At 63.9% G+C, this 20,311-nt stretch carries 18 protein-coding genes; 6 read left to right on the top strand and 12 right to left on the bottom strand.

The window, feature by feature from the left end:
* Nucleotides 1–31 precede the first annotated feature (31 nt).
* Complete coding sequence (locus FBY20_RS23035; protein ID WP_255452451.1) at nucleotides 32–511, bottom strand: DUF2846 domain-containing protein; 480 nt, start codon at nucleotides 509–511, stop codon at nucleotides 32–34.
* A 249-nt stretch (nucleotides 512–760) separates the two neighbouring features.
* Between FBY20_RS23035 and FBY20_RS23040 the strand changes: the two genes are divergently transcribed.
* Nucleotides 761–1,396 carry a glycoside hydrolase family 19 protein gene (locus FBY20_RS23040; protein WP_142054771.1) on the top strand — a complete coding sequence of 212 codons (636 nt, stop codon included), beginning with the start codon at nucleotides 761–763 and terminating at the stop codon, nucleotides 1,394–1,396.
* An 84-nt stretch (nucleotides 1,397–1,480) separates the two neighbouring features.
* Here the strand turns inward: FBY20_RS23040 and FBY20_RS23045 are convergent, their stop codons facing one another.
* The 5 genes from FBY20_RS23045 to FBY20_RS23065 form a co-directional block, all read right to left on the bottom strand.
* Nucleotides 1,481–1,930, bottom strand: a complete 450-nt coding sequence (locus FBY20_RS23045) for a PA2169 family four-helix-bundle protein (protein ID WP_142054773.1) — start codon at nucleotides 1,928–1,930, stop codon at nucleotides 1,481–1,483.
* 119 nt (nucleotides 1,931–2,049) lie between these two features.
* Nucleotides 2,050–3,339, bottom strand: coding sequence for a M28 family peptidase (locus FBY20_RS23050; RefSeq protein ID WP_160144430.1), 1,290 nt, complete (start codon nucleotides 3,337–3,339; stop codon nucleotides 2,050–2,052).
* A gap of 46 nt (nucleotides 3,340–3,385) precedes the next feature.
* Entirely contained in the window at nucleotides 3,386–4,363 is a 978-nt protein-coding gene (locus tag FBY20_RS23055; RefSeq protein ID WP_142054777.1) for a tripartite tricarboxylate transporter substrate binding protein, read from the bottom strand.
* Nucleotides 4,364–4,501: 138 nt separating this feature from the next.
* Nucleotides 4,502–5,425: a LysR substrate-binding domain-containing protein gene (locus FBY20_RS23060; protein ID WP_160144431.1), complete on the bottom strand. Its 924-nt coding sequence runs from the start codon at nucleotides 5,423–5,425 to the stop codon at nucleotides 4,502–4,504.
* Between the two features lie 71 nt (nucleotides 5,426–5,496).
* Nucleotides 5,497–6,441 (bottom strand): AraC family transcriptional regulator, encoded by a 945-nt coding sequence (locus FBY20_RS23065; RefSeq protein ID WP_142054780.1) that lies wholly within the window; start codon nucleotides 6,439–6,441, stop codon nucleotides 5,497–5,499.
* Between the two features lie 128 nt (nucleotides 6,442–6,569).
* Between FBY20_RS23065 and FBY20_RS23070 the strand changes: the two genes are divergently transcribed.
* Nucleotides 6,570–7,100 (top strand): carboxymuconolactone decarboxylase family protein, encoded by a 531-nt coding sequence (locus FBY20_RS23070; protein WP_142054782.1) that lies wholly within the window; start codon nucleotides 6,570–6,572, stop codon nucleotides 7,098–7,100.
* Between the two features lie 49 nt (nucleotides 7,101–7,149).
* On the opposite strand, the gene FBY20_RS23075 is transcribed toward FBY20_RS23070, so the two are convergent.
* On the bottom strand, nucleotides 7,150–8,109 hold the full coding sequence (locus tag FBY20_RS23075) for a GlxA family transcriptional regulator (protein ID WP_341465770.1): 960 nt from the start codon (nucleotides 8,107–8,109) through the stop codon (nucleotides 7,150–7,152).
* A 228-nt stretch (nucleotides 8,110–8,337) separates the two neighbouring features.
* Here FBY20_RS23075 and FBY20_RS23080 point away from each other — a divergent pair, with 228 nt between their 5' ends.
* The 3 genes from FBY20_RS23080 to FBY20_RS23090 all read left to right on the top strand — a co-directional run bounded on the left by FBY20_RS23080 (nucleotide 8,338) and on the right by FBY20_RS23090 (nucleotide 12,588).
* The gene (locus FBY20_RS23080; RefSeq protein ID WP_142054784.1) at nucleotides 8,338–9,123 is read left to right on the top strand and encodes an SDR family oxidoreductase; all 786 of its coding nucleotides are present in this window, start codon (nucleotides 8,338–8,340) and stop codon (nucleotides 9,121–9,123) included.
* Between the two features lie 51 nt (nucleotides 9,124–9,174).
* Nucleotides 9,175–9,939, top strand: coding sequence for an SDR family oxidoreductase (locus FBY20_RS23085; RefSeq protein ID WP_142054786.1), 765 nt, complete (start codon nucleotides 9,175–9,177; stop codon nucleotides 9,937–9,939).
* Between the two features lie 267 nt (nucleotides 9,940–10,206).
* Complete coding sequence (locus FBY20_RS23090; protein ID WP_142054788.1) at nucleotides 10,207–12,588, top strand: DNA internalization-related competence protein ComEC/Rec2; 2,382 nt, start codon at nucleotides 10,207–10,209, stop codon at nucleotides 12,586–12,588.
* A 34-nt stretch (nucleotides 12,589–12,622) separates the two neighbouring features.
* Here FBY20_RS23090 and FBY20_RS23095 read toward each other — a convergent pair whose 3' ends face one another.
* From FBY20_RS23095 to FBY20_RS23115, 5 genes are all read right to left on the bottom strand, one after another.
* Entirely contained in the window at nucleotides 12,623–14,002 is a 1,380-nt protein-coding gene (locus FBY20_RS23095) for a four-carbon acid sugar kinase family protein (RefSeq protein WP_142054790.1), read from the bottom strand.
* On the bottom strand, nucleotides 13,999–15,276 hold the full coding sequence (locus tag FBY20_RS23100; RefSeq protein WP_142054792.1) for a ribulose-bisphosphate carboxylase large subunit family protein: 1,278 nt from the start codon (nucleotides 15,274–15,276) through the stop codon (nucleotides 13,999–14,001). The genes FBY20_RS23095 and FBY20_RS23100 overlap by 4 nt, the downstream gene beginning before the upstream one ends.
* A gap of 25 nt (nucleotides 15,277–15,301) precedes the next feature.
* Nucleotides 15,302–15,841, bottom strand: coding sequence for a VOC family protein (locus tag FBY20_RS23105; protein ID WP_056318999.1), 540 nt, complete (start codon nucleotides 15,839–15,841; stop codon nucleotides 15,302–15,304).
* Between the two features lie 67 nt (nucleotides 15,842–15,908).
* Nucleotides 15,909–17,789 (bottom strand): TRAP transporter large permease subunit, encoded by a 1,881-nt coding sequence (locus tag FBY20_RS23110; RefSeq protein WP_142054794.1) that lies wholly within the window; start codon nucleotides 17,787–17,789, stop codon nucleotides 15,909–15,911.
* An 11-nt stretch (nucleotides 17,790–17,800) separates the two neighbouring features.
* On the bottom strand, nucleotides 17,801–18,823 hold the full coding sequence (locus tag FBY20_RS23115; RefSeq protein WP_056319004.1) for a TRAP transporter substrate-binding protein: 1,023 nt from the start codon (nucleotides 18,821–18,823) through the stop codon (nucleotides 17,801–17,803).
* A gap of 112 nt (nucleotides 18,824–18,935) precedes the next feature.
* Between FBY20_RS23115 and FBY20_RS23120 the strand changes: the two genes are divergently transcribed.
* Nucleotides 18,936–19,997: a LacI family DNA-binding transcriptional regulator gene (locus tag FBY20_RS23120; protein ID WP_056319007.1), complete on the top strand. Its 1,062-nt coding sequence runs from the start codon at nucleotides 18,936–18,938 to the stop codon at nucleotides 19,995–19,997.
* The last annotated feature ends 314 nt before the right edge of the window (nucleotides 19,998–20,311 follow it).

Raw genomic sequence — 20,311 nt, forward strand, 5'->3', positions numbered from 1 at the left:
GATTCGGTCCTGGCGCGGGAGGCCGCACTGCCTAGCCGCATTGTCCTTCGACGGCCAGCTTCACTTCGGGCTTGGAGATCACGCGTTTGCCTTCCTCTTCGGACACCTGTTCGACGCCAGCGCCGCCCACAAACACGCCCAGCTTGATGAACTGACGGACAAAATAGTTTTTGCCGGATTCCATGGTCAGCAGCAGATCGTTTGGCGAGAATTCCGATTCGGTCGACACCTTATGCTGTTTGTCGCCTTCGACCTGGGTGTAGAAGAAAACCCGGTCGGCAGTTTCGCCCAGGCAATTGCCATTGATATACACGTCTTTCTTCAATGCCTTGCCCGCATAACTGTCGCGATAAACAAACAGTCCGGATTTTCCGGCGTCCGGCGCCGCAAAGGTTTTGGCCTTTTGATTATCTTCTGCGGAAGCCAGCGGAACTTTCGCGCATCCGGTTGCCGCCAGGACGGCGGTGCAGGCAACAGCGAGTTTCAGCATATTCTTGGTCGATCGATTCATGGTCGTGGTGTCGGTTGATTGACGAGAAAGTAAGAACGTATCCAAAAATATCTGAGTGTGTCATAAATTGTTTCCCGCGTCCACGGCATGGAAGCGCAAGCTCGGGGCGGCGCGTGTACGCAATTTGAGGTATGGACGGTTTTCCCGGCAGGCTCACAATCATTGACCGGCCCCGGATCGTCGTGAAAATCGGGCACGCGACGTTATCGCCCGGGCGGCACGAACCTTTAAGCAAGCAGAGGAACCGCCATGCTGAGTTCCGAACAACTTCAACGCGTGTTTCCCGACTGCAGAGCCCCCGCCGAGTGGGCGCAAGCGTTGGCGCCCGCGTTTCAGAAATACGAAATTGAAACTCCTGACCGCATGGCGAGTTTTCTGGCGCAGACGGGCTATGAATCCAGCCAATACAACCGGATCGAGGAAAACCTTAATTACTCGACCGCCGCGCGGTTGACCAAGGTGTGGCCCAAACGATTTCCGGATGAAGCGTCCGCGATGCCTTACGTGAATAATCCGCAGGGACTCGCAAATCTGGTATACGCAAACCGGATGGGCAATGGCGATGCGCTAAGCAACGATGGTTACCGATATCGCGGACGAGGCATCATCCAGCTGACGGGACGCAGCAATTACGATTCGGCAGGCGATGCGATGGGCGTGGACCTGGTCAAGACGCCCGAGTTGCTGGCCGACCCGAAATGGGCGGCGCTGAGCGCGGGTTGGTATTGGCAGTCGCGCGGGTTAAATGAGTTGGCCGATGACCGGACCCATGACGACGATCTGGAAGACTTTGCCCGGATTACGCGGCGCATCAACGGGGGACTGGCGGGGCTGAAGGAGCGCTTTGCCTTGTTCAAGCGCGTTTATGCCGAACTGATGCGATAGCCCGGCGGCAACGCGCCGCCTGCCCGGCGCATGTTGCATCGGGCAGGCGGCGTTTCATGTACTGCTTGGTTCGCAGCGCGACGCTTACGTCGTGGCGCGGTAGCGGTTACGCAGGTCGCGGATCTGGTCGTGGTTGTGCAGCACGCCCTGGTATTGGCGTTCGACGATGGCACGCACGTTTTCCGGCAGCGTTTCCTTCAGCGCCTTGTCGTAGTCGGCCTTGGCCACGTCCTCGCCTTTCTCGCATTCCTCGAGCAGCGTCAGGTCGGTGCGGCTGGAAACCGCTGCCTTGATGTTGGTCCAGCCACGGTGCATGGCGCCGGCCACCGTGCCGCTGTCCTCGGGCTCGCCGCCCATCTGCGCCACGAGCGCTTGCAATTCCGCGGCGCCGGCGGCGCAATCGCGGGAGCGGTTGCGAAAGAGTTCCTGCAACTCGGGAGCCTTCGCGTCCTCCGCCGCCGAAGCGAAGCCCTTCTCGCCGTTCTTCGACGTTTCGATGAGGTTGTTCAGCACCTTGATCACATGATCGGCCATATCGGTCTCCTTGGTTTGGAAGGATCAGGCAGCGGGGTGCTGCCTGTGGAACCGGATATTCAGCAAGCGGCGTGCCCGGCCCGCATCGCGGCCGGGCAATCAAGGTCGCCGAGGTTGCGCTAGACGCGCGGGCAAGTGGAACCGGCTTTCAACGCATCCAGTTCCGGATCGGTCATTTCCAGCGCCAGCGACGCCATCGCGCAGGTGACGGCCAACGCGTTGCGCAGTTCGTCTTCCCGGATGATGTCCGGCAAATCGCCGCGAGACAGGATGTGGCGCACGCGGGATTCGGGCTTCTCGAAGCCTGCAACCAGACGCAGGGCAGGAATGCCTTGCTTGGCGAAATTGGCGTGGTCGGAGTTCGGCATGAAAGGCAGCCAGTGCGACACGGGCAACCCGGCGCGCGCGGCGGTGTCCTGGACCACCTCCGCCAGCGCCGGATAGTCGCTGATCAGCGCGCAGAGCGTGTCGTCGCCCGCAACGGTGTCCAGGTTGATGTCGAACTTCAGCCGTTGACGCTCGGCGGCCGGCATGTCGGCCAGATAGCGGGCCGACCCGGCCAGCGCCCATTCTTCAGCGGTGAAGAAGCAGATGCGCAGTCCGGGCGTGCCGGGCCCCAGCCGTTTAGCCAGCAACCGCGCGGCAGCCAGCGCGACGGCAACGCCCGTGGCATTGTCCAGTGCGCTCTGGCCGAGGTCGTGGCCGTCCATGTGGGCGCTGATCACGATCCGGCTGTCCCGGCCGCCGGGCAGATCCAGAACGCCCGCGCAGGCCATCGAATCGCGCAACTCTTCGCCCTGGATCTGCAAGCGGACACGGGCGCCGGGCCGGGCGGTCAATGCGGATGCGGCTTCGTGGCCAATATAGGCCGCGGGAATGCCCGCGCCGTCGCGGGGGCGGCCGGAGGAGCCGGACAAGGGGCCCGCGCCGGGCAGCGTGTTGGCAATGAGGAAAGCGGCGGCGCCCTGAGCGACCGCCATGTCGTATTTGCGGCGGCGGTGCACGTGCGTTTGCGAGAACGGATATTCATGGCGCACCAGCACGATCCGGCCGCGCACGGCATCGCCGGCACGCTCGAAGTCCTCTGGGCGGCCCGCGCCGACATCCAGCACTTCGCCTTCCAGGCCTTGCGCGGACGTGGAGGCCGAGCGCAGCAGGGGCACGCACTCCAGATCCTCGGGCGCGTCGCCCAGCAGGGTCAGGCGGCTGGACAGGCAGCGCCAGCCATCGTAGGGCACCGGCACGCGCCGCACGTCGGGTCCGATTTCCCGGAGCCGGTTCAGCGCCCAGTCCATGGCCGCATCGTCCTGCCCGGTGCCGGACAGGCGTCCGCCAAAACTGCAAAGGGTTTGAAAATCGTGCATCAAGGCCGCGTCGTCGGCGGCCTGCTGTTGCCAGCTTGTCGTCATCAATGTCTCCGGCGCCGCGCGCATGCCGCGCGGCGCTGCGTGCGTGTTATTCGAAGGTGATATTGGCGCGCTGGACCAGATCGGCCCAGCGGGCGAAGTCCTGCGTCAGCAACGCCTTGAGGGCTGCGGCGCTGGTGTCGGGCGGCAGGTTCATGCCCACGCTGGCGAGCCGCTGCTTGACGGGCTCGGACTGCATGACCTTGGCCATCGCTTCCGACAGTTTTTTCTGGACGGGCTCAGGCGTGCCGGCCGGCGCGACCAGTCCCCACCAGCTCTGCACGGTCAGGCCCGGGTAGCCCAGTTCCTGGAAAGTCGGCACGTCCGGCGTGCCGGCCTGACGGGCGGGCGAGGACACGCCAATCGGCTTGATCTTGCCGCTCTGGAACAGGGCAACGGCCGAGGCCATTGTCGTAAAGCTGGCGTCGATCTGGCGGCCGGCCAGGTCATTGACCGAAGCCGACGCGCCTTTGTAGGGGATATGTGCGAGCTTGGTGCCGGTGTTCTGCATGAACAGTTCGGCCATCAGATGGGTCAGCGAGCCGTTGCCGCCCGAACCGATGGAGACGGTGTCCGGCTTGGCCGAAGCGATCTTGACCAGCGACGGCACGTCCTGCGCCTCGAACCCGGGATTCACGAACAGGTACATGGGCGACAAGCCCAACAGCGTGATCGGCGCGAAATCCTTTTTCGCGTCGTATTTCACCCGGTCCTTGTACAGCGCCGGGACGATGGTGAACGGCACGTCGGCCAGCAACAGCGTGTAGCCATCGGGCGCTTCGGTCGCCACGTAGGCGGTGCCCAGCATCGATCCCGCACCGGCGCGGTTTTCCACCACGACGGATTGCCCAAGCTCGGCACTCAATTGATCGCTGATCGCCCGCGCCACCACGTCCGAGCTGCCGCCCGCCGAATACGGCACGACGATCTTGACGGGTTTATCGGGATAGGCGGCCGAGGCGGATTGCACGCTTGCAAAGCACGCGGGAATGGCCATGGCGGCCAGCAGTTTTTTCCACTTGAACATGATTTCTATGGTGATCCATGAATTATTCACGTCATTGTGGTGCGCGCGCTGGCCCCCCGCAAAGGAAGTATGCGCATAGGATATTCCAAACTGGAATAGGTGCTTTTGCGGGGCCGGCGGCCTGAAAGCAGTCAGGTTCTAGGCGATGCCCGCGTATTGCCGCGTTTGCCTATTCAGCGCCTGGCCCTGGGCGATGACCCACTCGCAGAACGCTTCGCAGTAGGGGCCGCCCACGTTGGGACGAGGCTGCATCAGGTGATAGCCGTAGCGGCCTTCGATGGCCTCGCCGAAAGGCCGCACCAGGCGTCCCGACTCCAGATGCTCCAGCACCATGCACAGCGGCATGATGCCCGCGCCCAAACCATTGAGCACCGCCGGCAGCAGGATCGAAAAGCCTTCGTATTCCGCCGCGGTGGCGGGGGGGCCGGACCACAACGGGGCGACGTCGGCCCGCCACTCGTCCCAGCCATAGCCGCGCTGGGCGCGCTTGAGCAACGGCAAGCGGGCGATGTCGTCCACGCACTTGACCGGATGGCGCTTGATCACCGAGGGTGCGGCCACCAGCGCCATTTCGCGGCCGCACAGATACTGCGCGCTCATGCCCGACACATATCCCGTGTGAAGCTGGATCTCCGCGTCGAACCGTTCGGAGCGGTCGCGGCCATGCAGCAGGCGAGGGCGGATGTTGACGCGGATCTCAGGGTGCAATTCAAAGAACTCGGCCAGCCTGGGCAGCAGGAAAAACTGCGCAAACGACGGCGAGACCGCCACGTTCAGTGCGACGCGCGACGCGGGGTTGGCGACCAGCGCGTCAGCCTCGTCGATGAGCCGCACCGCCGCGCTGATGCGCTCCAGGTAAAGGGCGCCCGCGTACGTCAGCCGCAGCCCCGCAGGCATACGCTTGAAGAGCGCGGTGCCCAATCGGCCCTCCAACGCCGCCACGTGTTTGCTGACCGCGCTTTGCGTCAGGCTAAGCGCTTCGGCCGCGCGGCTGAAGTTCAGCGTTTCGGCGGCGGTGAGGAAAATGCGCAGCGAAGACAGGGAGTTGCGGGAGCCTTTCATGGGAAGCGGGGCTTGATGGTTGGGTGGCGCTACTGTACTGCGTGCGTACGTCACACCATAGTCAGGGGTAATCAATTCGCCAGATCGGCTCGAGGTGATTTTCGCCATTGCGCGGGAGTCACGCCAAGATGCTGCTTGAACACGCGCTGAAACGCCGCGTCCGACTGATAACCCACGCGCTCGGCGATGCCGCCGATGGATTCGCCACTTTCGCGCAAGAGTTGTGCAGCCTTTGACATGCGTATGTCCGTCAAATACTCCGTTGCTGAACAATCCAGCGCTTCCTGGAAATGCCTGACGAAAGTGGCGCGGGACATATTGCAAAGGGCAGCCAGGTCAGGGAGTGTCCAGGCTTGTCCCGGCGCTTGAAACATCTGATTCAAGGCCGGCGCCAAGCGCGGGTTGTTGGTTAAAGCAAGCAATCCAGATGCGGCTTGTTCGGCTTTTGCCGCATGTCTCAATGCGACCGCCATCAGAGCAGTGGACAAGGCGTTAAGGATGGCGAGACCGCCTAGCTGCTCATTCATTGACTCATTGCGGATTAAACCGATCAGGTTATTGAGCTCGGTGCTCCGGTCCGCCAGATTATCCGGATTGGTGTTGACGATCAGAGCGGGAGGCAGATGCTTGCGCATGAGTCTGTCATAGGGTTGCTTCAGCATGAAGCGTCCACACAACATGTCCATCTTGGCACCCGGCCCTTGATTTTCGCCGACCGTGATGTTGGCGAGACTGCGCTTTTTGATCGGCAGGGGCGCCTTGCCACTTCCGTCATGCAGGACATGCGGGCCACCGTCAACCGCCATGAAAATCGTCCCTGCCTCAAGAAGCTGCGGCGGCTGATCTGGAAGTTCAAGCACTGCATTGCCGCTCAGTATCACGTGATAGGGAATCTCGTCGGCAGGCGCCTGTTCAAACGTCTCGCGCCAGGGGGCACCAAACAGGCAGCGCACCTCCAGGCGTCCTCTCACTGTCACGATATCCAGCAGGTTGCTTAGCCAGTCAGTATTGGTCATGTTCGCGAATTCTGCGCTTTCAGGTGTGTGAGACGAATGAGCATATTGTTGAGCCTCGCTCGTCTTCAGCAACGTCGTTTAGAGAAATACAGTGACTACTCCCATCTTTGCTCTCAAAGGAGTTAGTCATGTCCCGAATCGTTACCCCTCCGGTTGAGTCTGCCTCTGGAGCCACTGCAGAACTCTTTTCACAGATCAGCAAGGCGGCTGGTCGCGTCCCGAATGCCTACGCGGCCATCGGCGCACACAACCCTGCCGCCCTGAAAGCCATCTTGCAGGCGGACAGTGTGCCCGGCACCTTGAGCAGACAGGAAAAGGAAGTCATCAAGCTGGCCGTCAGTTCGGCATCGGGTTGCGATTACTGCCAAGCCGCGCATTTTCTGGTTGGCAAGCTGGCAGGCGTTCCGCAAGAGACGTTGAAGCAGGTCATTGCAGATCAATCTACCGGAAACGTGCGTTTCGATGCGCTTACCCGCTTTGTTCGCAAGCTTGCAAGCAACCCTGGCACGCTTGCCGACGAGGCCTTTACCGATATCAAGTCCGCCGGATTCAGCGATGCCGAAATCGTTGAAATTGGCTTGGTCGTCTCTGTGATCACATTCACCAACATCTTCAATCGCGTGAACGATACGGCAATCGATTTTCCAGAAATTCCGTAATCGCGGCGCGCGGAAAACACGCCGGGAACATTTTTCCGGCGTGTTGGAATCAGTTGATATAAACGTTGTCGCGCTTGCTGCGTGCCTGCAAGACCAAGGCCTTCGGCGTGACGCCATGCGACCGCATGAATGCGCGACGCATGCGCTCTTCATCGCCAAATCCCGTCAGCGAGGCAATACGGCTTATTGATGCATGGCCCTGATCAATGAGCGTCTCGGCAGCCTCGATTCTTAGCTTTTCAATCGCCTTCGCGGGCGCCATGCCTGTTTGCATTTGAAAAATCCGGCTGAAATGACGGGGACTCCAATGCACGTGTTCCGCCAGGTCCTCGACGCTCAGATCCTTGCTCAGGTTCTCCTTCGCAAATCTTAGGGCTTCCTTGACTCGATCAGAGCTAGGCTCCATTTCCGCCATCGCTGAGAACTGCGACTGCCCACCCGTACGGCGGTGGTAGACGACCATGAGGCGCGATATGGTCTTGGCGATTTCCACGCCTAGGTCAGCCTCGACCAGCGCCAACGACAAGTCGATGCACGCTGTCACACCGGCCGATGACCACATGTCGCCATCCTTGACGAAGATCTTGTCCTCATCAACCTGAATTTCGGGATTTTGCTCCTGCAGAAGTCTTCCGAAGTACCAGTGCGTAGTGGCCCGTTTCCCGTTCAACAGGCCAGTCTGGGCCAGGATGAAGGCACCTGTACAGATGCTTGCCACGCGCCGGGTTGCTCCGGCTGCGTGCCGAATTTTATCGATCAGGTCAGGTGTCGCATTTGGAATGCTTGTAGCGCCTGCGATGAGCAGCGTGTCATAGCTTCCCCAACCTATCGCCTCGGTGCCGACAACGACGCCGGTCGAACTTTCGATGAGTCCGCCCGAGACCGATAAGGCAGCGAATTCGTACACCACGTCTTTCTGCAAGCCGTTTGCAAATTCGAAAACGGTGAGGGCAGCCAAATCCAAAGCTTGGAAGCCCGGATAGACGACCAGTCCGATGCGCTTGATCATGGAAGTCCTTAAATGCGTGTTTTTGATTGTTGAAGACATTGCCACCAAAGCTCTGCATTGTCAATTGTTGCTTATTAAACAGTCACTTAAGGTCGTGTCTGTTATGTCTTGTCGTCAGTGATGGCAGAAATTGCGTGTTTGTTGTCTGAAATGTCTTTTCCGCTGGAAGCACAATGGCTCCATCGCATCAACAACGCAACGCGGCACTTCCAACCAAGGAGCTTGACCATGACTGACAAAACCGCACTTATCACTGGCGCGTCTTCCGGAATCGGCGCCGTCTATGCCGATCGACTGGCTCGTCGGGGCTTCGACCTGATCCTGGTGGCCCGCAACCAGGATCGACTGAGCGCGGTCGCAGAAAGGATCTCGACCGCCACCGGGCGCAACGTGCAAACCGTCAACGCTGATCTGGGCAGCAACGAGGGAGTGGCGCGAGTGGAAACCATTCTGGCCAATGGCGGCATTGACCTGCTGCTCAACAACGCCGGCTTCGGCGCGGTGACGCCGCTTGCGCAGAGCGAGATTGGCGAGATGGTCAAGATGATCGACCTCAACGTCACAGCCCTTACTCGCCTGACCTATGCCGCCGCGCCCGTCTTCATCAAGCAAGGTGGCGGCACCATCATCAACATCGCTTCCATCGCAGCCATCGGCCCGGAAATCCTGAACGGCGTGTACGGCGGCACCAAGGCGTATGTCCTGGCGCTTACACAATCCCTGCATCATGAATTGGCAGCCAAGGGCTTGCGCATTCAGGCCGTATTGCCAGGCGCCACCGCGACCGAATTCTGGGACGTGGCAGGACTGCCGCACAGCAACCTTCCGGGCGAGATCGTCATGCGCACGGAGGACATGGTCGATGCCGCTCTGACCGGCCTCGATATCGGGGAGGTCGTGACCATTCCCCCCCTGCAAGACGGCGCGGATTGGGACAACTTCGAAGCCGCTCGCAAGCAACTTTCCAGCCGCTTTGGCCACTCGTCGCCGGGCGCACGTTACTTGGTCAAGTGATTCCGCCTCGCTGCAGAACCCGTTATCTCACTTGTTGTTAAAGGATTCATCATGAACATGACCGGAAATACGATATTCATCACTGGCGGCACCTCAGGCATTGGTCGCGCTATTGCGGAGGCCTTTCACAGGCTGGGCAACCAAGTCATCATCAGTGGCCGTCGCAAGGCTTTGCTGGATGAAGTGACCCGCGCCAATCCGGGTATGCAAGGCATCGAGCTGGATGTCCAGGACCCGACTCAGATCAAGGCGGTGGCAGCAAAACTGGTTGCCGACTATCCGAAACTGAATGTGCTTTTCAACAATGCCGGCATCATGCCCTTTGACGATGCCGCCGGCGATGTGGACGAGGCCAGCATTCTTGCAACGGTGAACACCAATCTGCTTGGCCCCGTCCGCATGACCGCCGCATTGCTGCCCCATCTTAAGCAGCAAGCCAATGCCGTTGTGATTCATAACTCGTCGGTGCTGGCATTCGTCCCGATCGCCACCAACGCTTTCTATTCGGCTACCAAGGCCGCGATGCACTCCTACACGCTGTCGCAACGCTTTTCCCTGCGTCAGAGCGGAGTGAAGGTCATCGAGGTTGCGCCGCCCTGGGTGGATACTGACCTGATTTACAAGAGTGGGGATGCACGCGCCATGCCGCTGGCCGACTTCGTGGCGGACACCATGAAAGGCTTGGCGAGTGGCAAGGACGAAGTGTATGTCGATGCCATTCAAGCAATGCGAGACAACCCTGGCTCCAGCGAGCATGAACTCGTCAACGCCTTCAACCAGTCGATCGCCGACAATCCGATTCCGGTCGGCAATTAACCTCAACTTTGAAGAGCCCCCAGGCCGTGTGCTGCCGCTCAAGCAATGGCGTGCACATGGTCTGACGGGGAGTCAGACCCAATCCATTTCTTCGTTTGGCGTACTGCATTGACGCCCGGACGATGTCGGCTGGCCGAGGGGGATCGATTCGTTCACTTGCCGCTAATCCCATTCTTGCCGTGACCTACTCTCTTCGGTTTCTGGGAGAAGACCATCACGGGCCGCTCGTTCTGTATTGCGTTTGTCGCGGGCTCGGGGCTGGTGCAGATGCTGCCATCTCTGCCGGGTTCGCTCGTGCTGTGGCTAGGGGCCGCCGGGGGCTTTGCGTCCTGCGCCGTGTGGGTTCGCGTCGGGAATCTTCAATGGCGGGTACTTGCGGCGCTGGCGTTGGGGCTTTCGGCCGGCTTCTTGAATGCGGCGCTGCAAGCGCAGCAACGGTTGGACGATGGGCTTGCCGACGCGCATCAGGATCAGGTGTCGCGGCTGGTGCTGCGCGTGGCCGCATTGCCCGATGGCGACGCGAAGCGCCAGCGCTTCCTGGCCGAGGTGATGCCGCCCGCTCGTCCCGGCATTCCCTCGCACGTCCAGGTCACCTGGCAGGCGGGTGCGGGGTCCAACCAGGCCGTGCCGCAGGTGCTGCCCGGGCAAGTGTGGCGGATGGCGCTGGTGCTGCGGCGGCCGCGCGGTTTGCTCAATCCCGCGGGGCCGGATGTGGAGGGGCGCATGTTTGCCAACGACATTCGCGCCACGGGAACCGTGCGCGGGCAGCCCGTCCTGCTGGACGACCGGCCGTGGGCCACGCCCGGCATTGCCATCGAACGCGCCCGGCATCTCGTGCGCGAGGGCATGCGCGCGGCGTTGGGCGAGCATCGTTACGCGCCGGTGCTGATTGCGTTGGCGATTGGGGATCAGGCCGGCGTGGCGCGAGACGACTGGCGGATCTTCAATCGCAGCGGCATCACGCATCTGGTGTCGATCAGCGGCATGCACGTGACATCGATTGCCGGTATCGCTGGGTTGCTGGCGTCTTCGCTTTGGCGGCGCGTGCGGTGGCGGGGCGTGGGACTTGCCGAGCGGATCCCTGCGCGCGTTGCCGGCGGGGCGGTAGCGGCGGTGATCGCGTTGCTGTATTGCCTGCTGGCGGGGTGGGGCGTGCCCGCACGCCGCACGTTTTTCATGTTGCTGGTGGTGTTGGGGGCGGCGTTGTCGCGGCTGCCCTTGTCGGGTGATCGGGTGCTGGCCTGCGCGGCGGCGGCGGTGGTGGCGCTGGACCCGTGGGCTCCGATGTCTGCGGGCTTCTGGTTGTCGTTCGGCGCGGTGGCGGTGCTGTTGCGCATCGTGGCCGCGCCGATCGATGTAGACGCCAGCTGGCGCGCGCGATGCGCGGCCCGGCTGGGGCAAGCCGCGCACGTGCAACTGATGGTCACGGTAGGGCTGATGCCGTTGCTGGCCTTTCTGGTGCATCAGGTGTCGCTGGGTTCGCCGTTTGCCAATGCCGTCGCCATTCCGTCGGTGACGTTCATCGTGACGCCGCTGGCGCTGCTGTGCGCGGCGCTGTCGTCCGTGCCCGGCGCCGAGGCGCTGGCGGCGTTGGCCGGGCAAGCCGGGTTGGCCGCGTTTGACCTGACCATGACGCCGGTTGCGTGGGTCGGCAATGCAAGCTGGTCGAGCGTGCCGGTTGCCGCGGCCGGCTGGCCCTGGCTGCTGCTGGCGGTGGCGGGCATGATCTGGGCCCTGCAGGCGAAGGGCTGGCCAGGACGGCACCTTGGATGGTTCTGCATGCTGCCGTTGCTGTTCTGGCGGCCCGACAAGCCTGAGCCGGGCCATTGGCGCATGAGCGCGATGGACGTGGGGCAGGGCAGCGCCATCCTGGTGGAAACGGCGACACAATCGTTGTTGTTTGACGCGGGCCCGCGCAGCTACGGCGGCAGCGATGCGGGCGAACGGGTCGTCGCGCCGTTCCTGCAAGCGCGGGGGATCGGGCGGCTGGATGTGCTGGTGCTGTCGCATGCCGACATGGATCATGTGGGCGGCACGCGGGCGGTGCTGGGGGCGGTGCCGGTGGGGCGAAGTTATACGTCGTTCGATCTGCCCGCTTATCTACGGCGCGACGCAAGGTTGTGGCCCGACGTCGGCAATGCCGAACCGGTGTTGCCCGATACGATGGCGCGGTGCGAACGAGGGCTGGGGTGGGAAGCGGACGGGGTGGTGTTCACCTTCCTGCACCCGGGGCCGTCAGAACGCAGCGCGAAGGCAGATGACCGCAATGCCGACAGTTGCGTGCTGCGCGTGGAGGGGGCAAGCCATTCCCTGTTGCTGACAGGGGATGTCGGCGTGGCGCAGGAGCGGGACATGGTGGCGCAGGGGCTTGCCAGTGCCGATGTGGTGGTGGCGCCGCATCACGGGTCTGGGTCGTCGTCGGGGCATGACCTGGTGAACGCGACGCAAGCCGTCCATGCCATTGCGCAGGCTGGGCACCTGAACCGGTTCCGTCACCCGGCACGGGCGGTGGAGCTGCGTTGGAGTCGGGCGGGCGCCAGCTTCTGGCGTAGCGACCGGGACGGCGCCGTGATGGCGGCGTCTTGGCCGGATGTGTTGGAAGTGTGGGGACAGCGCGAGCGTGCGAGACGGTATTGGCATGGTCGTTAGCCGCCCCGGCACGTCAGAGCGCGTGGCCCGGAGGTCAGACCTTGCCGGCCGCCAACTCGTCAAACAGCCGATCCCCGCCCATCTGCCCGCCCTTGAGCATCAGCTCAATCCCGTCTGTCACCGGATCGTCGCTGCGTGCAACGCTGACGGTCACGCCCGGCGCCAGCACGCAGCGAAACGCCAAGCCCCACAATCCCAAGGCAAGCGTTGCCTGGCTGGACGTGTCGCCGCCGGCAATCCCAATGCGGTTCAGCCGGTGACCGGCCTGGGCGCTGGCGCGCACGATGTCGGCAACCAGCCTGGCGGTGGCGCGGGCGGTGGCGGTGGTCAGGTCTGCGTTGACGGCGCCGGCAGGTTTGTCAGTATGCACCAGCACGTTGCGGCCTTGGGCCAGCGTGGCGGCGGCCAACGCGACCTGTTGCGCGGCGTAGTCGTCATCCGCCAGCAGCCGTTCGACGTGCAACGCTTGGCGCGTATAGGTTTCGCATGCGGCGATCTGCCGGGCGGTGACGGGCGACAGGCTGCCCGCGACGACCAGCACCGGGCTATTGGCAGGGCCGAGTGGTGTCGCCGGTGCTGCGTCGGCGTACCCCTCGGGCCGAGCCCGGGCCAGCGCCTGTTGCACGCTGCTGGGGCCGACGGCCAAAAGGGGCGCGCGGGAAGCCGCGCGTTGAATCAAACGGCCGATCACCGGGAGCTGCGATTCGTCCACCAGATCCAGCAGCAGCGGACCGTCGGTGCTTTCGATGACCTGATCGATCCAGGCATCAAGCGCGGCTGAGTGCGCGGCGGTGTACTCAGCTGTGGCTGCAGCCGCCTTCGCACCCGGTTCCAAGGCCGAAGGGTAGGCCGTGTGCGGCACCGAGCGGATGCCCGCCAAACCCTGCGCCTCCAGGTGCAATCGCAAATCCGCCTCGTGCATGGGTGTTACGGGATGCACGCTCATCACGGGATGGCGATCAATGCGGTGAACCTCCGGCGCGGAACCTGCACGCGCGAATAGATTGGCAAAGCTGCAATACCGGCCGATGCTGGGCTGCCCACCCACGATCGGCACGATGGGATTCGCAAAATGCTGACGCAATTCGCGCACCGCCACCCCAATGCTGCCGACGTGCGGCGCGCTGTCAAAGGTGGAACAGCACTTGTAGTGCAGCACGCGCGCGCCTGTGCCTGCCATGAATGCACCGACCGCGCGCAGCTCGTCCGTCATCTCCGCTGGCGCCATGCCGCGGGCCGCGCCCGCGATGCCGATGGCATCCAATGGCCCGGCACGTTCCAGTTGCGCGGCAGAAGGCACGCTCAGAAAAAGCAGGCTGCGCAGTCCGGCGCGGGCGACCTCGGCCAACGTGTCGGTGGCGCCGGTGAAGTCGTCGCCATACCAGCACACCTGCGGCGCGGTGCCGCCAATCATGCGCGGCTTCCGAAAAATTCCAGCGCGCGCTGCAGTTCGGGTGCGTTGCGGGCGTAGTCTTGCAGGGTCTGGTTGTCGCGCACTGCGTGCCAGGCCTGGCGGATGCTTTGCATGCCGGCGGCGGGGCCGTCGGGGTGGGCCAGGATGCCGCCGCCCGACATGAAGAGCAGGTCGTCGCTGCGCACGGCGGCCCAGGTGGCGGGCACGGTGCCGGCCCATTGACCCGACGAGAAGGCGGGCATGACGGCGTCGTCGATGCCCGGGGTCAGCGATGCCAGGCAGTCGCGCGCGGACTCGACGACCTCGCTGTCTTCCTGCGAGAACTTGCCTTGCAGGCCGTGCACGTGCATGTGATCCACGCCCGCCAGCCGCCACAGCGTCTGGTACGCCTGAAATCCCATGCCCAGCAACGGATGGCGCGACAGCGCGCCGAAACCGTTGCGGTGGCCGTGCAGCGCCAGCGGCGTGTTGCGGCGCAGGGTCTGGATGGCCGAGTAACCGCACCAGTTCAGGCTGGCCATGACGCAGGTGCCGCCTTCGCGTTCGATCAGGTCGGCGTGGCGGCGCATGGCGTCGGTTTCGTCGGTGATGTTGAAAGCCACCATCACGTTGCGGCCGGTGCGTTCGCGGTGCGCGCGCACCACGGCCATGACTGCGGCGACGCGTTGGGCGAGCGGGGCGTGGGCCGGGTTGGCGCACACCTCGTCGTCCTTGATGAAGTCCACGCCAGCCGCGCAAAGCTGGGCCACCAGATGCGCGGTCTGCTCGGGCGAAAGGCCGACGTTGGGCTTGATGATGGTGCCGACCAGCGGCCCTTTGTCCACGCCGGTCAGCGCGCGCGTGCCAGCGATGCCCACCTGCGGCAGGTCGAATTGTGCGCGGTAGTTGGCGGGCAGTTCCATGCTTTCGAGCCGCAAGCCGGTGACCTCGCCCAAGTCGTACAGATTGCCGCCGACGGTGGCCGCCAGCGTGGGCAGGTTGGCGCCCACGTTGGCGACGGGAAACGCGATGCGAATCCGCGCGCGCTGGAATTTGCTAGGCATGCCGCCCGGCTGGCGCGCCAGGTAGGCGTTGGGCAGGCTGGGCGCGTCGACCGTTTCCAGCGTTTCGATAGATTCGATGCGCGCGCGCGCGCGGGCGCGCAGCTCGTCGGTTTCGCCCTGAACGCGCGTGAAGGTGCCGCAGGACTGCTCGCCGGCCATGACTTCCGCGACCTTGGCGGGGTCGACGGGGGTTTCAATCAGGTAGGTGGCGGTAAACGATTGGGAATTCATGGTGGCGGTGTGCGGCAGGGGCGTATCAGAGGCGGCTCAGGTCGGGGAAGGCGCGGACGGGGTCCTTGCCGTCCCAGTTGACCGAGCTTTCGCGGATCAGGTCGAAGAGGCGGCCCTTGGGGCCGGCGACTTCGGAGAGCTCGATGACGGTGCCGGGGTGGTATTCGGTGTCGAAATAGATGAAGCGGCCCTTTTCGCCGACTTCGCCGCTCATTTTGGGTTTGAAGCCCTGCGCCAGCAGGCGCTCCAGATCGGCGTCGTAGCTTTCGGTCCAGTAGGCGACGTGTTGCAGCCCGGTGCGGCCGGCCTGCAGGAAGTCGCGGTACATGGACGGCACGTCGTTGCGGGTCTGGATCAGTTCGACCTGCACGTAGCCGGAGTTGGCCAGCGCGACGGAATTGTGGGGCTCGTGGCGTTGGCCGTCGTATTCATAGTTCACGATCGGCACGCGGGGGTTGTAGTACCAGGGGCCCACGCCGAGCTTGGTGCTCCAGTAGTCCATGGCGGCTTCGATGTCGTGCACGACATAACCGAGTTGGCGGATCTCGCCCAGGAAACGACTCATGATGGATCTTTATAAAAGGGGTGGCTGAGGGACGGGAAGGGCGCGGCCCGCGAGGGGCCGCGTCGCGTCACAGGAAACCGATGGAGAACCAGGGGAAGGCGGCCACGACGATCAGGCCGATCAGCAGCGCGCCGATGTAGCCCCAGATCGGGCGGATGCCTTCGTTGGGATCGACGCGGCTGATGGCGCAGGCGCCGTAGTAGCCGACACCGAAGGGCGGGGCGAACAGGCCAATGCCCATCGCAAAGATCACGACCATCGCGTAGTGGACCTCGTGCACGCCGGCCTGCACCGCGATCGGGAACAGCAGGGGACCGAACAGCACGATGGCGGGGATGCCTTCCAGCACGCTGCCCAGGATGATGAAGGCCACGATGGACACCGCCAGGAAGCCGTAGCTGCCGCCGGGCATGCCCGCCATCAGCTTGGCCAGGTCGCCCGAGAAACCGGATTGCGTCAGCGCCCACGCCATGGCGGTCGCGCAGCCTACGATCAGCATGATGGCGCCAGACAGCGACGCGGTTTCGATCAGCATGGGCTTGACACGCGCCCAGTCGAAGCAGCGGTAGATCAACAGGCCCACGACGGCGGAGTACACGATGCCGATGGTGGAGACCTCGGTGGCGGTCGCCACGCCTTCGACGACGGCGGCGCGTATCACGAAGGGCAGGGCCACTGCGGGCAGCGCGATCATGAAGAAGCGGCCGATCTCCTTGAAGGTGAAGCGCTGCACACGGCTCAGGTCTTCCTTGCGGTAGCGCCACCAGACCACGGTGCACAGGGCCAGGCCCAGCACCACGGCGGGCAGCAGGCCGCCCGTGAACAGCGCGGCAATCGACACGCCCGTCACCGAACCGATGGTGATGAGCACGATGGACGGCGGAATCGTTTCGGTCTGCGCGCCGGTGGCCGACAACAGGGCGACCAGGTCGCCGGGCTTGGCGCCACGCTTCTTCATTTCGGGGAACAGCACGGGCGCGATCGCCGCCATGTCGGCGATCTTGGAACCCGAGATGCCGGACACCAGGTACATGGCGCCGATCAGCACGTAGGACAGCCCGCCGCGCACGTGGCCAAGCAGGCTGGCCAGAAACTGGATCATGGCGCGCGCCATGCCCGTCATTTCGATGAGCGAACCCAGGAAGATGAAGAGCGGCACCGCCAGCAGCATCAGGTGCGACATGCCTTCGTCCAGCCGGCCCACCATGACGACCATCGGCGTGTTGGTGGTCAGCGCCAGGTACGAGAACGTGGCAAGCGCGAAGGAAAACGCGATCGGCACGCCCGAGAACACGGTGGCGGCGACGATGCCTACGAAGAAGATCACCAGGTTCAGCTTGCCCAGCCCCGAGAACAGCGGCTGCGCCATCCAGAAGATGCCGACGACGGCGGCCACGCCGGCCAGCGCCATCGCAACCTGCGGTAGCGGCTGCGTGCGCAACAGGCGCAGCAGCGCGATGATGCCCATCAGCCCCATGCCGACCGGGATGGCGGCGGCGCGCCAGGCGTTGCTCAGCTCCAGCGCGGGGGTGATGATGAAATGCTCTTCGTGCGCATATTCGATGGCGGGCGCCAGGATCAGCACCAGAAAGGCCAGCGATGCCGCCAGCGCCGCGGTTTCCAGCTGCGCCCGGCGTGCCGGGCTGACGTTGTTCACCAGCGCCGTCATGCGCATGTGTTCGCCGCGCCGCAGGGCCACGACGGCGCCCAGCATGGACAGCCAGAGGAACAGGATGGAGGCAAGTTCATCGGACCAGACCAGCGGGCTATGGAACACGTAGCGCGACACCACGCCAGCAAACAGGACGATGATCTCGACCAGCACGATGGCTGCGGCAACGTGTTCGACCACGGTGCCCAGCACGGTGTCGAGCGCGCCGGCCGCCCGGCGCAGGGGATTGGCCGGCAGCGCGGGCGCCGCGGCGTGGGGAGCGGACAGGGAGGCCATGACGCGCGACCTCAGGCCAGCTTGCCGACGGACTGCTCCAGGAGGCCCCAGGCCTCATTGCCGAAGCGGCCCTGCCATTCCTTGTAGAAGCCCGCGGTGCGCAGTTGCTCGCGGAAGCTGTCGGCCGACGGCTGGTTGAACACCAGGCCCTTGGCTTCCAGGTCCGCCTGCACCGAGGCGTTGAGCTTCTTGATGTCTTCGCGCTGCGCGAGGCCCGCTTCATTGATGCCGCGCGCGACGACCGTCTTCAGGTCGGCGGGCAGGCCTTCCCACATGCGGCCGTTGGCGATGAACCAGTAGCCGTCCCAGATGTGCTTGGTCAGCGAGCAGTACTTCTGCACTTCGTACAGCTTGGCGACCTGGATGATCGGCAGCGGGTTTTCCTGCGCGTCCACCACCTTGGTCTGCAGCGACGAATAGACCTCGCTGAATTGCAGGCTGGCAGGCGCGGCGCCCAGGCCCTTGAACATGGAGATCGGCAGCGAGCTCACGGGCACGCGGATCTTCAGGCCGTCCATGTCGGCGGCGGTATTGACCGGGCCCTTGCTGCTGGTGGTCTGGCGAAAGCCGTTGTCCCACATCTTTTCAAAGGCATAGAGCTTGCGCTGCGCGATGGCGGCGCGCACGTGGGCGCCCAGCGCGCCGTCCATGGCGTTCCAGACCTGGTCGTAGTCCTTGAACGCGAAGCCGACCGCATTGATGGCGGCCACCGGCACCAGCGTGGCGATCACCAGGGCGGACGGCGTGAAGAAGTCGATGCCGCCGGAACGCACCTGGGCCAGCATGTCGGTGTCGCCGCCAAGCTGATTGTTCGGGAAGATCTTGATGTCGACGCGGCCGTTGCTTTCCTTGAGGATGCGTTCGGCCGCTTCCTGCGCGCGGATGTTCAGCGGATGCGTCACCGGCAGGTTGTTGCCGTACTTGAGCGAGTAATCGGCGGCGCGGGCGATCAGCGGAAAGCCGGTGCCGGCGACGGCAAGGGCGGGGACCGCGCAAAGGCGGCGCAGGGCACTGCGGCGTGTAAGCAGCTTCATGGTTGTCTCCGTTGTCGTGCTTATGATGTTTTTTGATGTGCCACAAAACCGCCTAAGCCGTGCGGCAGAATGGACAATAGTGAATAGGCGGTATCATCGTCAAATCTTATTCATGATGGTTTTTGATGTGAATAAAAACGCCTCCTCTCGTGGACTTGCCCGCCTGGCCGATGTTGCCGCCCGCGCCGGCGTGTCCACCGCCACCGCCGACCGCGTGCTCAATCGCCGCCCGGGCGTGCGCCCGGCCACCGCGCAAAAGGTCTTCAAGGCGGCCATCGATCTGGACTACCTGCCGGACGAAGCCGCGTATGCGGCGGCCGCCCCCGAGCCGATGCGGCTGGTGTTCCTGCTGCCGCGCGGCAGCAACCGTTACTTGCGCATGCTGGGCGACACCGTCAACTTTGCGCACGAGCACTTTGCGCCGCTGAACGCCAAGTGCCACGTCGAATACGTGGAGAGCTTCAATCCGGACGCACTGGCGCAGGCGCTGGCCAAGCACGGCAAGCGCGCCGACGGGATCGCATTCATGGCCCTGGAACACCCGGTGGTGCGTGAGGCCGTCAACGCGCTGGCGCAGCAGGGCGTGCCCACGGTGACGCTGATTTCCGACATCGCCAACAGCGCCCGCACGGCGTACGTGGGGTTGGACAACCGCGCGGCGGGGCGCACGGCCGGCTACCTGATCGCGCGCTTCATCGGCCTGCGCGCGGCGCACGTCGCGCTGATCGCGGGATCGCGGCACTACCGCGCCCATGAAGAGCGCGAGAGCGGATTTCTGCAGTTGTATGCCGAACAGTTTCAGGCGATGCAGGTGGTGGACCTGCGTGAAGGCTATGACGATGCGCAGCGCAACTACGAGCAGACGCGCCAGTTGCTGGAGCAGTATCCGCAGCTCGCCGGCATCTACAACATCGGCGGCGCGTCGGACGGCGTGGCCCGGGCGTTGAAAGAGGCAGGGCAGCAGCACCGCGTGGTGTTCATCGGGCACGGGTTGACGCCCGACACGCGTGCGCTCCTGATCGACGGCACGATGGACGCCGTCATCACGCAAAGCCCCATGGAAGCGCTGATGAGCTGCGTGCGCATTTTCAGCAATTTGCGGGATAAACGCAGTGCGATGAACGGGGTGGAATTGGCGCGCAGCCAGGTGATATTTCGGGAAAACTTGCCGTAGGGGCTGCTGCGCCGGTGGGCCGGTGTCTGACACCCTTGGGGCACATCCGTGGTGCGGCGACCGTCTCGCCAGGGTGTCAGACACCTAGTCTTTACACGTCAGATTCACGCGCGCCTGCATTTGCGCCGATCGGCGAGTCGCGGGCGTATGATTTCGGCTATGGGCTCGCACCCAGTGCGGCAACGGCGGGGCATGCCGCTGCCTACTTCAACGGAAGGTTCCTCTACAACGGTTGCCCGGCGCCCGCCGGACGACAGCCGGGAGGGCGCTGCGCCATGGACCACACAGCCGGCCGCCAGGAAGCTCCCGCCTCT

It is taken from the genome of Achromobacter sp. SLBN-14 (assembly GCF_006715415.1).
Classification (GTDB): domain Bacteria; phylum Pseudomonadota; class Gammaproteobacteria; order Burkholderiales; family Burkholderiaceae_B; genus Achromobacter; species Achromobacter mucicolens.

What these genes read in the sequence shown, in the direction of transcription:
- FBY20_RS23040 (WP_142054771.1), top strand. Translation starts at nt 761, where the DNA reads ATGCTGAGTTCCGAACAACTTCAACGCGTGTTTCCCGACTGCAGAGCC.
- FBY20_RS23085 (WP_142054786.1), top strand. Translation starts at nt 9,175, where the DNA reads ATGAACATGACCGGAAATACGATATTCATCACTGGCGGCACCTCAGGC.
- FBY20_RS23105 (WP_056318999.1), bottom strand. Translation starts at nt 15,841, where the DNA reads ATGAGTCGTTTCCTGGGCGAGATCCGCCAACTCGGTTATGTCGTGCAC.
- FBY20_RS23070 (WP_142054782.1), top strand. Translation starts at nt 6,570, where the DNA reads ATGTCCCGAATCGTTACCCCTCCGGTTGAGTCTGCCTCTGGAGCCACT.
- FBY20_RS23090 (WP_142054788.1), top strand. Translation starts at nt 10,207, where the DNA reads ATGCTGCCATCTCTGCCGGGTTCGCTCGTGCTGTGGCTAGGGGCCGCC.
- FBY20_RS23095 (WP_142054790.1), bottom strand. Translation starts at nt 14,002, where the DNA reads ATGATTGGCGGCACCGCGCCGCAGGTGTGCTGGTATGGCGACGACTTC.
- FBY20_RS23075 (WP_341465770.1), bottom strand. Translation starts at nt 8,109, where the DNA reads ATGATCAAGCGCATCGGACTGGTCGTCTATCCGGGCTTCCAAGCTTTG.
- FBY20_RS23100 (WP_142054792.1), bottom strand. Translation starts at nt 15,276, where the DNA reads ATGAATTCCCAATCGTTTACCGCCACCTACCTGATTGAAACCCCCGTC.
- FBY20_RS23060 (WP_160144431.1), bottom strand. Translation starts at nt 5,425, where the DNA reads ATGAAAGGCTCCCGCAACTCCCTGTCTTCGCTGCGCATTTTCCTCACC.
- FBY20_RS23065 (WP_142054780.1), bottom strand. Translation starts at nt 6,441, where the DNA reads ATGACCAATACTGACTGGCTAAGCAACCTGCTGGATATCGTGACAGTG.
- FBY20_RS23050 (WP_160144430.1), bottom strand. Translation starts at nt 3,339, where the DNA reads ATGACGACAAGCTGGCAACAGCAGGCCGCCGACGACGCGGCCTTGATG.
- FBY20_RS23115 (WP_056319004.1), bottom strand. Translation starts at nt 18,823, where the DNA reads ATGAAGCTGCTTACACGCCGCAGTGCCCTGCGCCGCCTTTGCGCGGTC.
- FBY20_RS23055 (WP_142054777.1), bottom strand. Translation starts at nt 4,363, where the DNA reads ATGTTCAAGTGGAAAAAACTGCTGGCCGCCATGGCCATTCCCGCGTGC.
- FBY20_RS23110 (WP_142054794.1), bottom strand. Translation starts at nt 17,789, where the DNA reads ATGGCCTCCCTGTCCGCTCCCCACGCCGCGGCGCCCGCGCTGCCGGCC.
- FBY20_RS23080 (WP_142054784.1), top strand. Translation starts at nt 8,338, where the DNA reads ATGACTGACAAAACCGCACTTATCACTGGCGCGTCTTCCGGAATCGGC.
- FBY20_RS23045 (WP_142054773.1), bottom strand. Translation starts at nt 1,930, where the DNA reads ATGGCCGATCATGTGATCAAGGTGCTGAACAACCTCATCGAAACGTCG.
- FBY20_RS23120 (WP_056319007.1), top strand. Translation starts at nt 18,936, where the DNA reads ATGATGGTTTTTGATGTGAATAAAAACGCCTCCTCTCGTGGACTTGCC.
- FBY20_RS23035 (WP_255452451.1), bottom strand. Translation starts at nt 511, where the DNA reads ATGAATCGATCGACCAAGAATATGCTGAAACTCGCTGTTGCCTGCACC.